Source organism: Acinetobacter sp. CIP 102136 (assembly GCF_000369685.1).
In the GTDB taxonomy this organism is placed as follows: Bacteria; Pseudomonadota; Gammaproteobacteria; order Pseudomonadales; family Moraxellaceae; genus Acinetobacter; species Acinetobacter fasciculus.
In genome coordinates, this window is the sequence record NZ_KB850142.1 from 1,266,997 (window position 1) to 1,281,308 (window position 14,312).

At 42.0% G+C, this 14,312-nt stretch carries 10 protein-coding genes; 4 read left to right on the plus strand and 6 right to left on the minus strand.

All coding sequences use genetic code 11. The features are described 5' to 3' along the window. Positions 1-91: 91 nt before the first annotated feature. Both F893_RS11440 and thiM read left to right on the plus strand, forming a co-directional pair. Positions 92-1,252 (plus strand): hypothetical protein, encoded by a 1,161-nt coding sequence (locus F893_RS11440; RefSeq protein ID WP_005106588.1) that lies wholly within the window; start codon positions 92-94, stop codon positions 1,250-1,252. A 31-nt stretch (positions 1,253-1,283) separates the two neighbouring features. Continuing rightward, on the plus strand, positions 1,284-2,132 hold the full coding sequence (gene thiM, locus F893_RS11445) for a hydroxyethylthiazole kinase (protein ID WP_005252211.1): 849 nt from the start codon (positions 1,284-1,286) through the stop codon (positions 2,130-2,132). A 571-nt stretch (positions 2,133-2,703) separates the two neighbouring features. On the opposite strand, the gene F893_RS11450 is transcribed toward thiM, so the two are convergent. Continuing rightward, the gene (locus F893_RS11450) at positions 2,704-4,227 is read right to left on the minus strand and encodes a TerC family protein (RefSeq protein ID WP_005247303.1); all 1,524 of its coding nucleotides are present in this window, start codon (positions 4,225-4,227) and stop codon (positions 2,704-2,706) included. Positions 4,228-4,968: 741 nt separating this feature from the next. Here F893_RS11450 and F893_RS11455 point away from each other — a divergent pair. Next, positions 4,969-5,433, plus strand: a complete 465-nt coding sequence (locus tag F893_RS11455; RefSeq protein ID WP_004278843.1) for a MarR family winged helix-turn-helix transcriptional regulator — start codon at positions 4,969-4,971, stop codon at positions 5,431-5,433. Positions 5,434-5,511: 78 nt separating this feature from the next. Here the strand turns inward: F893_RS11455 and F893_RS11460 are convergent, their stop codons facing one another. The 5 genes from F893_RS11460 to F893_RS11480 form a co-directional block, all read right to left on the minus strand. Beyond that, positions 5,512-6,174, minus strand: coding sequence for an SOS response-associated peptidase family protein (locus tag F893_RS11460; protein WP_005252213.1), 663 nt, complete (start codon positions 6,172-6,174; stop codon positions 5,512-5,514). Between the two features lie 92 nt (positions 6,175-6,266). Beyond that, positions 6,267-7,715 (minus strand): aldehyde dehydrogenase family protein, encoded by a 1,449-nt coding sequence (locus tag F893_RS11465; RefSeq protein WP_005252214.1) that lies wholly within the window; start codon positions 7,713-7,715, stop codon positions 6,267-6,269. A 128-nt stretch (positions 7,716-7,843) separates the two neighbouring features. Next, a complete protein-coding gene (locus F893_RS11470; protein ID WP_005252216.1) occupies positions 7,844-10,009 on the minus strand; it encodes a malate synthase G in 2,166 nt (721 codons plus the stop codon). Between the two features lie 366 nt (positions 10,010-10,375). Beyond that, positions 10,376-11,527 carry a cell division protein ZapE gene (zapE, locus tag F893_RS11475; RefSeq protein WP_005252217.1) on the minus strand — a complete coding sequence of 384 codons (1,152 nt, stop codon included), beginning with the start codon at positions 11,525-11,527 and terminating at the stop codon, positions 10,376-10,378. Positions 11,528-11,611: 84 nt separating this feature from the next. Beyond that, the gene (locus tag F893_RS11480; protein ID WP_004278848.1) at positions 11,612-12,619 is read right to left on the minus strand and encodes a helix-turn-helix domain-containing protein; all 1,008 of its coding nucleotides are present in this window, start codon (positions 12,617-12,619) and stop codon (positions 11,612-11,614) included. Positions 12,620-12,763: 144 nt separating this feature from the next. Between F893_RS11480 and F893_RS11485 the strand changes: the two genes are divergently transcribed. Next, positions 12,764-14,260, plus strand: coding sequence for a flavin-containing monooxygenase (locus tag F893_RS11485; protein ID WP_005252218.1), 1,497 nt, complete (start codon positions 12,764-12,766; stop codon positions 14,258-14,260). Positions 14,261-14,312: the final 52 nt, after the last annotated feature.

The following is a 14,312-nucleotide window of genomic DNA, read 5'->3' on the forward strand; positions in this document are numbered from 1 at the left end:
TGATTTAGAAAAATTGCACCAGTCCACTACGTTTGCATCTCATCAGCCGTGTATAATCAAATGCCCTTCCATTCTAGAGTTGCTCGCGACCATGGTATTCAGTGTTCTGCAAAAACAGCTTGATGAAAGTACTCACTGCCCATTGTGTAAGGCATCGATGTATTGGATTGAGGCAGAACAATATGATCAGGAGCTGAGCTATCATGAATGCAGCCATTGCCAGCATCAGCTTTACTCCGATCAAAAGCACAATTGTTATTGCGAACAATGTCTGGCGCAGCGTAAACGCATGCTCAAGGAAGTCCGTTTACAGGAAAACCGTCAATATCATAAAAAGCAGGATCGGCCGGTTCTTGAGCTGAATCAGCTCAGTTTTATCAATAAACTGTTTTTACTTGCGATTCTGGATGAACAGGTGCAGGAATATAGCCAACACCGTGAATATATTGACTGGCATCAAATTCGATATTATTCCATCAGTCCCAACTATCTGTTCCAACATGGTCTGGTAAAAAGCCTGATCCGGGATCAGGTTCTGATTCCCAAAGATCTCCAGCAGGAAAATCAGCATTATTATATTAATGTGCGACTGGATGGTTATTCTGAACCGACCCTGTTCAGTATCACCCAGCAGCTGCGCAACTGGTTTTATCAAAACCTGAGCCAAGGTGTGCCCTTTAAAAGTGCAGATGAAGTCAAAGATGCACTCTATTGCCTGCTATATGAAGAAATCATTCAGTTTGCCCAATTCTATTGCCGTAGCTGGAATGTGCAAATTGCCGGAAATCAGAGCTTTCAGACCTTTTGCTATCGTCTTTTGGATGTACTAGCTGTGGGTCAGATTTATTATCTGGTGCAGACCGGGCTGGAATATCTATATAAACAAAAAGCCCTCAAGCCCCGCAATGAAAACTTTATTAATACCAATCTGCTGAAAAAAACCTTGCAGCAGTACCGCGAACGTTCAGTTACAGAAAAATGGGAAACCTCTACCCTGCCGCGTCCACCGCAACTGGCATTCAGCAAGATGAGCGAAATCCTGTTTTATCGGTTTTTGGGCTATGATGAAAATATCTTCTTTCAGCCGGTGTGGCGTTCGTGGCACAAGATCGAACCTCGCCTGAAATTCTATTCCCAAAAACGTTGTATGCATTGCGGCTCACAGGAACTGTCGGTGGATTATGATGCCAGTGACTATGTCAGCCTGTTCTGTCGTAGCTGCAAGCATCAAGACCATTATTTTACCCGCTGACCGAATACAACGAATCTTTCTCTTATTCTAAATGACCATTATGACGACTTCTACGCAAGCACTACAGCAAACGCTTCTGGATCAGATCTGTGAGGCCTGGTTGAAACTTCAGCAACAGCAGCCCCTGGTGCATATCATGACCAATACGGTGGCCAGCAACTATGTCGCCAATATTGTACTGGCTGCGCATGCTTCTCCGGCCATGATCGACAATCCGTTTGAAGCTGAAAGTTTTGCCAAGACTGCTACAGCGATCAGTCTGAATCTGGGTACACCGACGACAGAGCAGGTTCAGGCGATGCAGCTTGCTGCGAAAACTGCACATCAATTGCAAAAACCGTGGGTGCTTGATCCGGTCGGTTATGGAACAGTTCTGCGCTGGCGTTCTGGCGTCGTAGATCAGTTGATGCATTCCCAGCCTACGATTTTACGAGGCAATGCTTCTGAAATTGGTGCTTTGGCTGGCAAGCAGATCGAGTCCAAGGGTGTAGACAGCACAGTAGACAGTGCGGATGTTTATTTACAGGCGCGAAGTTTGCTGGATCATTGTGAATGTATCGCAATCTCCGGTGAATCTGATTACATTATTTCAAAAGACTATCCTGTGATACAGGTGTCAGGCGGTTCTGCTTTACAGCCCCGAATCACGGCGATGGGATGTGCACTTGGTGCACTGATCGCTGCATATAGCGCAGTAACCTCTCCAGCCCTTGCTGCATTAACGGCACATGTACATTTTGCTATTGCTGGGCAATTGGCATTTGAACGTGCGCAACAATTAGGCAGTTTTAATGTCGCCTTTCTGGATGAAATCCATCAACTCAATACTGAAATAATCCGACAATACGCCAACTTTAAAATTCTGCCAGAATCCATTTAGTTTACTAGTCGCTTCACAGGGTGTTTGTTCTCTTGAATAGCTAAACGCCCCTCTTTATATTGATCCTGCTCATTTGCTCTATTGATCTCCTTAAAAATGTTCTGTCTAGCTCTTTCGGAGATCATTTTTGAGTAGTTTTATTCTGAACTGAATAGGCTTCATACAACTTATCTAGTGATTTCCACACAAACGGCTTCCATTTTACTTAAGATCTGTTTGCATAATGCAAATCTAGTTCATGTGAATTGTAGTTCAATTTTTTATCAGTATTTAAATATGACTTTTAAGTTTTGATTAACAGGTTACATGAATCAATATTTGAAGCCTGATCATGCTTATTTTTGATTGCTGATTTGACTTTTTCGGCTTTAAAATTTCAGTGCAATATCCGGATATTCAGCTCAATCGGGAACATGACTAATAGTATGAATAAACTGATAAAAATCAGTTTAAACGAAGGCTCATATTATTTTAATGAGCCACATTCAACAGACATGCATTAAAAAAGCCAGCTGCCACTAAAGCAACTGACTTTTAGAATTTGAACAAATAACGTGTTTAAAACACCTGTTTAACCTACGTAATGAATGCTGACCGACTTGATACGATTGCTTTCAATTTCAGTGACTTTGAACTGCACACCTTGATAATTTAACTCGGTGCCCACTTCAACCGTACTGTTGGTTTTATCCAGAATCAAACCCGCCACACTGATATAACCGGCATCTTCATCAATCAGATCAATCATGCCAAGCTCAAGCTCAAGCTGATAAAGATCTAACATGCCCGATGCAATCCAGTGCGTATCATCGATTTTAACTAGATCTAGCTGTTCGTCTGCATCCGGGAATTCACCAGCAATTGCTTCAAATACATCTAGCGGTGAAATCAGACCCTGTACATTACCAAACTCGTCACTCACCAAGACCAAAGAACCTTTAGAAGTACGCAAGGTATTAATCGCGTCAATAACTTTCATCTTTTCAAAGATATAAATTGGGCGATGACGTTTAATCAGTGCTTTTAATTCTTCCGGCTCTTCCAGTACATCCAATAATTCTTTGGCACGTACTACGCTAATCACCTTATCTAGGCTACCGCGACATACCGGGAACAGACTGTGTGGAACAGACAGAATTTTTTCACGGATCTGTTCTGGGCTATCTTCCAGATCAACCCATGAAATCTGACCGCGCGGCGTCATGATCGAAGCGACTGAACGCTCTGCAAGGGTAAGCACCCCACCAATCATATAGCGTTCTTCATCTGCAAAGGTTTCTTGTGCCTGATTATTTTGACTGTCGGTCGTCTCTAGCTTGCCACCCATTAACTTCAGGATCGAGTCAGCCGTACGATGACGCAAAGGAATCTTGGATTCATGTTTAGCAGCATTACGCTGACCGAACTGGTTGAATGCTTCGATTATGATCGCAACACCAATACCTGAATAGATATAGCCTTTTGGAATATGGAAACCAAAACCTTCTGCAATCAGGCTGATACCAATCAAAAGTAGGAAGCTTAAACACAGAATCACCACGGTTGGATGACGGTTCACAAAATTGGTCAATGGTTTCGATGCCAATAGCATCACGCCCATTGCAACAATCATGGCAGCCATCATGACATAAATGTTGTCGACCATACCAATGGCGGTAATTACTGAATCTAAAGAGAAAACAGCATCTAAAACAACAATCTGTGCAACAACAGCAGTGAAACTTGCATATACCACATTGGTAGACACTGTGACTTCAGGTTTACCTTCAATCTTTTCATGCAGCTCAGTAACGGCCTTATACACCAGGAACAAGCCACCAAATAACAAGATCAGGTCCCGACCGGAGAAGGTCCAGTCAAACACAGTAATCAATGGTTGTGTCAAAGTGACCAACCAGGCAATGGCAAATAACAGGCCTAGACGCATGAATAATGCGAGAGACAAACCAATAACACGTGCTTTATCGCGTTGTTCAGGAGGAAGTTTTTCAGCCAGAATGGCAATGAAGACTAGGTTATCAATACCTAAAACAATTTCAAGAATAATAAGAGTAATTAAACCTACCCAGATTCCGGGATCTAATAAAAATTCCATTAGAAAATGACCCCGTTCGAGTAAGCTAGAAATAGAGATGGAAGATCAACGCACGGCGAGGGATCCATTAAAATTTAACCTATGCAACTTAAGACTATTCCATTATGCATAAACTGAGTATTTTGTAATGTATTAATTTACAAAAAAATTACATGATCATGATTTTATTGAGACTTTTATGACCAACTGATTGATGCTGAAACTGATTAATTTTAATTTTTTCTACATCATGTATTCGAATTGAATTAAAAATAAACAGAATTTAGTTTGATTAGGCTATTATTTTTAAGGTCACTTAAAGATTAGAGCATAAACTATTTTTTTATTGAAAGAACAATCACTTAAAAATATAGCTGTAAATAATCATTTACTATATTGACTAAAACCACTCAATCACCCTATATTTCTTAAATCGATTAATTTATTGAAATACAATTATTTGCATTAAAACCTATTCAGACAGGCTGCTTAAGAACAATAAAAAGTCTTGGAAAACATTTCTACTCAAGAAATACATAATGAGGAATTAAATTTATACAAAATATTATCGCCTTTCATCCGATTTTAAAGAACAATCTTCGCGCCAGATAAGGCTCACATGCAGAACTGATCAACTCCTTGGGATGTTAAGCAAAACTAAAAGTGTTAGCGCTTTAACATTTTTAAAATAAAGGTTGAAATATGCATAAACTTTTTCATAAAATGAAAGGGCCCTAGAAAAATAAATACAAGGAACATTTCATGACTAAGAAATATGCAAAATTTTTGCCGTGTACGGAAGAATTTAATTTAGAAAACTTTCCATATTATTGGGTAACTCAGGTTCATGCTCAATACGTCGTTAATGTCGATCATGCACTAAAAAAGTATGGTGTTGACAATTCCCGCCGCCGCATCCTTCTTGCACTAAAAGCTAAACCGCATGCCAGTGTTTCTGATTTGTCAGAGATGGTTGTTTCTAAAATGTCGACCACGACTAAAATTGTCTACCGCTTAAAAGACGAAGGTCTGGTTGAAACCTATTCATGTGAGGATGACGCACGGATTACCCGAGTATTTTTGACCGACAAAGGCATGCAAATGACGCATAAGATCAATGATCTGACAAATGTGGTACTGGAACAGTCATTTGAAGGCCTGACGCCTTTGCAAATTGAAAAAACCATGGAAAGTTTACGTCATATTTTCAAAAATTTAGCTCGTTAAGAGACCTACTTTTTATTTTAAATAGACGCTGGCGAATTGGCGCATACTTTACAATAATAAATAATTCGCCAGAGCTTTCTAAAAATCAAAAAAGTTCAGTTGTGGACTGACTTTTTTGATTTTTTCTTTTGGTACATGTGAACATTCAAACTCTTCTACCGGAAAGCCCTCTACAAAGCTACGAATATCCGGATGCCTTAGCGTTAGCCATTCTTGCAGTCGCTGCTGTGGAATCACAATAACCGAGCGTTTGATATTACCCGGCTCATGAAACTCCTTCATCATGGGATGGTCAATTGCATCCATGGTAATCATACTGGCAGAGCGTACAATTTCACCTTGTACCCGAGCAATCTCATACACAGCTGCAATAAAAGTCGCCTGACCATCTTTACGTCTTACACCCCAACGCTGCGGTTTATTGTCAAAATATTTGGACTCATAAAATTCCGATACCGGAATGACGCAAAAATGACATTTGGCGGTGGCTTCAGCGAAGGTGGGCCTTTGCAGTAAGGTTTCATTTCTGGCGTTATAGGTCTTGGTACCTATAGTTTTGTCTTCTGCCCATTTCGGAATGAGTCCAAAATTCACGGAACGCCATTCCAGTCCTTGAGCTGAATGAAACAAAAGCGGTGTAGCATAATTGGGATAGACCTCCTCTGGATATTCAAAAGGAATTTCTGGCAATCCCAGATTATGCAACTGCTCTAAGGTTAAAGGCTTAAAATTGGCGCACATGGTTCATATATGTAAATCATTCGACCATAACATTATACCGTGATGCCAAGTCGAAGCCTGTCGTATTTCTATAGTTTTAGGCGCGTTGACTGTTATGAATTCGGTACAGTCAACCAATGTGTTCGGGTAAACTCCTCAAAAATCCAGCGGCCATTAAAACGACCCAATCCTGAATTTTTTTCGCCGCCAAAGGGTGCATTTGACTGGTCTGCTACACTAATGCCATTAATATGCGTCATACCAATATCCAGTTGTGCGGCAAAAGCAGTGCCTCGATCGATGTTTGAAGTACATACTGCACTGGATAAGCCAAACTCGGTCGCATTGGCTAGGTTTAAAGCATGCGCTTCATCCCGGGCTTTTAAGATAGGTAAAATCGGACCGAAGCTTTCTTGCTGCGCCAGATCGGAATCTTCCGCGACATCAATAAAAATATGTGGATAGACCAGATTCCCTTCAATTTCTCCTTCATAGACCAGTTGTGCGCCCTGCTCGCTGCCTGTTTGAATGATCTGTTGATGCTTTTCAACCTGACTCTGGTTAATGATTGGACCAATCACTGTATCTTCCAGATTTGGATCACCCACCGGAATTATTTTGATCCGATCCAGGAGCTTATCTACATAAGCATCATGAATAGAGGCATCGACAATGACCCGGTTAGTACTCATGCAAATTTGTCCCTGATGCATAAAACGCCCCATCAGCGTTAGTTCAACCGCAAGATCAAGATCGGCATCATCCAGAATGACCAAAGGTGCATTGCCACCCAGTTCAAGTGCCAGACGTTTGATTCTCGAACTGGCTAGAGCCTTACTGCCAACACTTTTTCCCACTTCAGTCGAACCGGTAAATGAAATCATTTTCGGCACTGAATGCTCAACAAAATAATCCCCGATTTCACTGCCAGCACCGGCAACAATATTCAGTGCACCTGCAGACAAACCTGCCTCTTCAAATAATTTACCGATTAAGGTGCCGCCAGTCACTGGTGTATCACTGGCTGGCTTCAGCACAACGGTATTACCACAGGCAATTGCAGTTGCCACTGAACGTAAGGATAAATGAAATGGAAAGTTCCATGGACTAATGACAGCAATCACGCCTAAGGGCTTGCGCAAAACCATACTTTTACGTGCCGGATCCTTACTTTCCAGCTGTTCTGTTTGGATCCAGTCTGGAAAAGCCAGACTTTCCTGAATGATGCCCAGAGCAGCATCCACCTCAACGCCGGCTTTAATGCGCGTACTGCCTGATTCAATAATGAGCCAGTCAATGATTTCGTCCCGACGCTGCTGAATGATCGCGATTAAATTTTGCAGCACTGTTTTACGTACTTCAATGGATTTCAAGCCCCCCTGCTGGAAAGCCTGCTCTGCTGCGGTATAAGCACTGTCGACATCGACAGAACTGGCAGCTGCCATGCTAAAAATTTCGCTCTGGGTATAGGGGTTGATATTTTTTATTGTTCTGGTTGAAGTACCGGCTTGCCACTGACCATGAATAAACTGCTGGTCTAAATTTTGATATACCGTTGTCATTTTATTGTTTCCTCGCATGCTTTGCCCCACTTTAAAAGTTCGGCTGGAAAATTTCTAGTCAGAACGACAGCGGCTTACCATTAGACAATAAAAAAGCCTCCGAAGAGGCTTTTTTAAGCTAGAAAGGATTAATCACCTGTATAACCTTTTAACTTTAAACGCGCTGCATGTAGAAGCGGCTCGGTATAACCTGATGGCTGCTCACCACCTTTAAAGATCAGGTCAGATGCTGCCTGGAATGCAATATTGTTGGCAAAGTCAGCAGACATTGGTGTATACAGTGGATCATTGGCATTTTGCTCATCCACAATTTTCGCCATACGTTGCATGACTTCTTCTACCTGTTCACGACTTACGATACCGTGACGCAACCAGTTCGCAACATGTTGTGAAGAAATACGTAAAGTCGCACGGTCTTCCATTAAACCGACATCATTGATGTCTGGAACTTTAGAACAACCTACACCCAAATCTACCCAGCGAACCACATAACCTAAAATACCTTGACAGTTATTTTCGAGTTCTTTGGTTTTTTCTTCTTCAGACCAGTTAGTGTCTTTCGCCAATGGTGGTGTCAACAAATCATCTAGAGATAAAGGCTGAGTCGACAATAATTCTTGCTGACGGTCTGCAACATTAATCTGGTGATAGTGAATCGCGTGAATCACCGCACCTGTAGGTGATGGAACCCATGCACAGCTCGCACCCGCTTCAGGATGTTCAGTTTTGGTTTTGTACATGTCAAGCAGCATGTCTGGCTTTGGCCACATGCCTTTACCGATTTGTGCTTTACCACGTAAACCTGCTTGCAGACCAATCATCACGTTACGGTTTTCATAAGCCGGGAACCAGATTTGGCCTTTTACTTCGCCTTTACGAACGAATGGACCAGCTTCCATAAAGGTATGGATTTCATCGCCGGTACGGTCCATGAAACCTGTATTGATGAAGATTGTACGATCTTTGGCTTGTGCAATACAGTTCTTCAAGTTCACAGAAGTACGGCGTTCTTCATCCATAATCCCGATTTTTAAAGTTTTTGCAGGTAAGCCAAGTGCCTGTTCTGCACGTTCAAACAATTCAACGGCAAATGCCACTTCTTCAGGACCATGCATTTTCGGCTTAACGATATACATTGAACCTTGACGCGAGTTCTTGATCGTGTTTTCACCTTTGATGTCTGCAAAAGACAACAATGGTGTAACCAATGCATCCATGATGCCTTCATAGATTTCTGCGCCATCTACCAGAATCGCAGGGTTCGTCATTAAATGACCAACATTACGTAGCAACATCAATGAACGGCCGTGAACTTTAGTTTCACCACCTTCTACATTTTTGAAAGTACGGTCTTCATTCAGTTTACGGGTAACAGTTTTACCGTTTTTCTCAATAGACTCCTCTAAAGTACCTTTCATTAGGCCTAACCAGTTACGGTAGCCTTCTACTTTCTCTTCAGCGTCAACAGCTGCAATCGAGTCTTCCAAGTCCTGAATGGTCGTAACTGCCGCTTCAAGAACGACGTCTTTTACACCAGCGGCATCAGTTTGGCCAATCGGGCTGCTGGCATCAATTTGCACAATAGCGTGCAGGCCATTATTCTTAAATACGATTTCAGTTGGTGCTGAAGCTTCGCCATTGTAACCAACGAATTTAGCCGCATCTGCCACAGTAGTTTTTGAACCATCTTTCAGGGTAACAACCAGTGCATTAGCTTCAACTGCGTATTGAGTTGCGTCTGCGTGCGAACCTTGTGCGAGTGGGAAAGTTTCGTCGAGGAAATTCTTGGCAAATGCGACAACTTTTTCACCACGTTTCGGGTTATAGCCTTTGCCTTTTTCCGCGCCATCTTCTTCAGAGATGACATCGAAACCATAAAGTGCATCATACAAAGAACCCCAACGTGCGTTTGCAGCGTTCAGGCAGTAACGTGCATTACGTACCGGTACCACCAACTGTGGACCTGCCAGTACTGCAATTTCTTCGTCTACATTTTCAGTGCTGATTTGAAAATCTTCTACTTCTGGTAACAAGTAGCCAATTTCAGTCAAGAAAGCTTTGTAAGCTTGTAATTCAAATGTGTTATTGCGGTGCCATTCATCAATTTTCGCCTGAATGTCATCACGCTTAGCCAAAAGTGCTTTATTTTTAGGGCTAAGATCAACAACGACTTGTTCAAAGTTTTTCCAGTATGTTTCGCTGTCTAAACCAGAACCTGGTAGTGCTTCATTTTCGATGAAATCGTAAAGTTCTTTAGCAATCGCTAACTTGCCTTTTTGAATACGTGCAGTCATTGTCTTTCCTGATATTGCTACTTTTTATACAAGAGATTCTAGTATACCGATTAAAATCTAGCTGAATAGTATTATCACATTGCTAAATACTGAGCATTTTTTCTAATATGAATACCCTCATAAACATATTTGATCTTTCTCAGTTACAAATAGATATCATTCTGCTAAATACCCTAATGACAGTGTATAAAGTTTTCGAAATGTAGAAATTAGACTTAAGTTCAGATTTTCGAGTAAAAATTATGCATTCTAGTTATACACGATCACATTTAGACCAAGATTAAGCCATGTTTAATCAGGCTTGTCGATAATTTAAGTCCCTATTTTTATAAAAAAAGCGCTGGTAAATGACCAGCGCTTTTATTCTTACTCTCCGTTCACGGAGGCGATTTTCTCAATCTGGCGATGTTCAGAATTCAGGTATTCATCCGACTGCATTTCCAGCAAACGGGAACGGGTCCGTTCAATTTCAAAGGCCAGTTTTTCACCCTGGTAAATATCCACGATATTATCTTCTGAGGTTAAGAGTAACTTGACGCCACGGTCATAAAATTCATCGACCAGATAAATAAAACGGCGCGTTCCATCATTCAGGAAATCGGTCAGGTGTGGCACATTGCTGACCAAAACCGTATTATAAATATTGGCGATTTCAATAAAATCAGCCGGACTGCGTGGCTTTAAACACAGTTCAGAAAATTCACACCACAATACATCTTCAGTATGTGACACGGTTTCAACAATACGGTTGTTGATAATAATCGGCTCTTCAGAACAGGTCTGAGTCTGGGTCAAAGCGCTAAAACGTTGAGCAATCCAGTTTTTATGATCATGTGTTAACGGGAATTTAAACAGTTGTGCCTGTTTCAAAACCCGTAGACGGTAATCGACTCCGGCATCGACATTTAAGACCACACAGTTTTTCTTGACCAGTTCGATGGTAGGCATAAAACGGTCACGGTGAATGCCGTTCTTATATAAACCGTCCGGTGCGATATTCGAAGTAGCGACCAAGGTGATACCACGTTCAAACAGCTTCTGGAACAGATCGCTCAGGATCATTGCATCCGTCACGTTAGACACAAAAAATTCATCAAAACAGATGATGACCGCTTCTTTATAAATTCGATCCGCCACGATATCTAGCGGATTACGCTGTCCGGATAATTTGTTTAACTCACGATGCACATGCTGCATAAAATGGTGAAAATGCATCCGGGTTTTACGGCGAAACGGAATCGAATCGTAAAACTGATCCATTAACCAAGTTTTTCCACGCCCCACACCACCCCACATGTACACCCCTTTCGGAGATGTCTGACGGCGAAAGCGGCGAAATGCTTTTTTCGATGCCTTAAAACGCTGAATCAATTCCAGCCAGACACGATTCAGTTCATGTACTGCCATTGCCTGTGCTTCATCAGGCATAAACTGTCCCGAAGAGATCGCTTGTGCATAACGTTCTGCAGGAGAAATCGGACTAAAAGCGGTGCTGTGCTGTGAATTAAAATCGGACATAGAATTTCGTACTATTTGGGATCAATTTAATTATAGCGGAGTTTAATCAACACGCTATAACACTTTGGCATAAACTAACTTAGGCTATTTTATATATTGCCGAGGACTTTGCCCAAACCAGCGTTTAAAGGCATGGTTAAAAGCGGCCGGCTCGGAATAGCCTAATAATTCTGCAATCATTTCAATCGAATACTGTTTATATTCAATCAGTCGCAAAGCCTTATCTTTAATAATTTCTTCGCGAATCTGCTTATAACTGGTATCACACTGCTGTAACTGATGCCGCAAGGTTCGTTCCGGGATATTCAGCGCCTGTGCCGTTTCAGCCATGCTCGGCATCAGGCCGCTTTGGATTTCCAGATAATCCTGCACACGCTGCACCACAGTCGGCGTCTGCTCATCCTGTTGCAAACGCTCCAGTTCAGCCAGACATTTGGCTTCATAGACAGCAAAAGTGACCGCATCTGCAGAAGGAATTTTAATATCCAACACTGCTTCATCAAACCAGAATGCTGCCCGAGATGCATCAAACTGTACCTGTGTTCCATAATAATCATGATAGACCTTTAAGGTATTCAGATCTTCTGGATAGGCAAATGGCAACTCGATCCGCAAATCAGGTTTGGATAAGCCCATCAATTTGTAAATTTCCCGGATAAACTTAAACGTTCCGGAAATCTCCGCCTGTGCCAGCAACATTCCCAAATGATCATCCTGCTGCTTTGCTCGATAACACAGCGCGCTATGATGCTCGCTTTGCTGCAAATCCAACTGACCGGTCAAATGGGTCAACTGCTGAAAACGGATCACCTGGTTCAGTGCATCGCGTACTGTAGGACTGGTCACCAGCAACATGAGTAAGGGACCATAACCTGCCAAAGCATAATGCTGACCAATCAATAATCCCTGTTCAGGTTGGATTTCCTGTCCCACCACCTTAAGCACATCATGTTCCAGACTCGGATGGATCACCGAACTTGGATCAAAGGCATCTACACGCAGCCCAATGTTTTGCAGTTTCTGATCGACTTCCATGCCAGCCTTGCGCATCCCTTGAATCAAATACATCAGACTGAGAACAGAACGTTTCATAACCATACAAATACAATGTGATTGCTCTAGTTGTACTATAAAAATAATGTGTCGGCTATTGCCGTTTAGATCAATTTTCTATCTAATCATCAAGGAGCGAATTACGATAAATATCCAACATTAAAATAAGTAAGAAAAGTACTGATGCTAGATCATGCTACCGCTATACGCCCTCACCCTCATACCAAAGTTGCCATTATTGGAGCAGGTTTCGGCGGTATCGCCATGGCAATACGTTTACAACAGCATGGTATTTATGATTTTATTATTCTTGAAAAAGGTAGCGATTTTGGCGGAACCTGGCGGGACAATCAGTACCCTGGAGCAGCCTGTGATGTGCAATCACATTTATATTCCTTGTCATTTGCACCGAAAAGCAATTGGTCCAAACGTTATGCGGAAGCACCCGAGATATTTTCTTATATTCAGGATCTGGTGACCGATTATAACCTGCGTGCTTTTTGCCGTTTAAATACCGAAGTACTGGCAGCACATTACCAGGCAGAACGCTGTCTATGGCAATTACAGCTACAGGATCAAAGTATCCTTGAAGCCCAGTTTGTTATATTCGCTTCCGGACCTTTACATATTCCGCAAATCCCAGATATTCTCGGTATTGAGAAATTCCAAGGCAAAGTCTTTCATTCTGCGCAATGGGATCACACTTATGACCCGACTGGCAAAAATGTCGCATCGATTGGAACAGGTGGCAGCGCCATTCAATATATTCCGGAAATTGCCCCGAAATGCAAACAACTGTATGTCATGCAACGTACTGCGGCTTGGGTCATTCCTCGGGATGAACGTGCCTACCCGAATCTTGAAAAGAAACTCTTTAAAAAATATGACTGGTTTAGAAAGCTACACCGTGCCCGCCTGTATTGGTCAAATGAATCGCGTGTGGTACCGATTGTCAAACCGGGCATTATGAAATTCACCCAAAAACTGGCAGAACTATTCATTAAATATGAGGTCAAAAACCCTGAATTGGCCAAAAAACTAACTCCCGATTACATCATGGGCTGCAAACGTATTCTGGTTTCAAATAAATACTTCCCGACGTTTAACCGCCACAATGTAGAACTGGTGACCGAGAAGATTCAGGAACTGACTGAACACAGTATCATTACACAAGATGGAAAAGAGCGGCCGATTGACTGTCTGATTTATGGCACCGGATTCATTACCGATCCACGTATCTATATGAAGAATTTTCAATGTACCGGGCTTGATGGCGTAGAACTGAATGAAGTCTGGAAACAAGGTGCTGAAAGCTATTATGGAATTTGCGTGAAAGACTTTCCAAACCTGTTTCAGTTACTGGGGCCAAATACCCTATTGGCACACAACTCTGTCATTTTTATGATTGAGGCACAAGTTGAATATATTTTGCAATTGATGCAACTGGTCGATCAATCCCAAAGCGATGCCATTATGGTTAAAGACCAGGCACAGGATACATTTAATCAGCAGGTACAACATATGTTTGAAAAGACCGTGTGGCAATCTGGGTGTGTCAGCTGGTATCAGCAGGAAGGCGGCAAGAACTTTGCCTTATGGCCAACTTATACCTGGAAATACTGGCTCAAAACAAAAAAGCCAAATGCCGCAGATTATCGATTATTGAATAAAGTTGCCTAAAAGCTTTTTACCATCCGGCATCAAGCAATGGCATAATTTAAAGGTAATTTTT

Coding starts and splice junctions, on each gene's coding strand:
- F893_RS11440 (WP_005106588.1), top strand. CDS start 92: ATGGTATTCAGTGTTCTGCAAAAACAGCTTGATGAAAGTACTCACTGC.
- zapE (WP_005252217.1), bottom strand. CDS start 11,527: ATGTCCGATTTTAATTCACAGCACAGCACCGCTTTTAGTCCGATTTCT.
- F893_RS11470 (WP_005252216.1), bottom strand. CDS start 10,009: ATGACTGCACGTATTCAAAAAGGCAAGTTAGCGATTGCTAAAGAACTT.
- F893_RS11460 (WP_005252213.1), bottom strand. CDS start 6,174: ATGTGCGCCAATTTTAAGCCTTTAACCTTAGAGCAGTTGCATAATCTG.
- F893_RS11465 (WP_005252214.1), bottom strand. CDS start 7,715: ATGACAACGGTATATCAAAATTTAGACCAGCAGTTTATTCATGGTCAG.
- F893_RS11485 (WP_005252218.1), top strand. CDS start 12,764: ATGCTAGATCATGCTACCGCTATACGCCCTCACCCTCATACCAAAGTT.
- F893_RS11455 (WP_004278843.1), top strand. CDS start 4,969: ATGACTAAGAAATATGCAAAATTTTTGCCGTGTACGGAAGAATTTAAT.
- F893_RS11450 (WP_005247303.1), bottom strand. CDS start 4,227: ATGGAATTTTTATTAGATCCCGGAATCTGGGTAGGTTTAATTACTCTT.
- thiM (WP_005252211.1), top strand. CDS start 1,284: ATGACCATTATGACGACTTCTACGCAAGCACTACAGCAAACGCTTCTG.
- F893_RS11480 (WP_004278848.1), bottom strand. CDS start 12,619: ATGAAACGTTCTGTTCTCAGTCTGATGTATTTGATTCAAGGGATGCGC.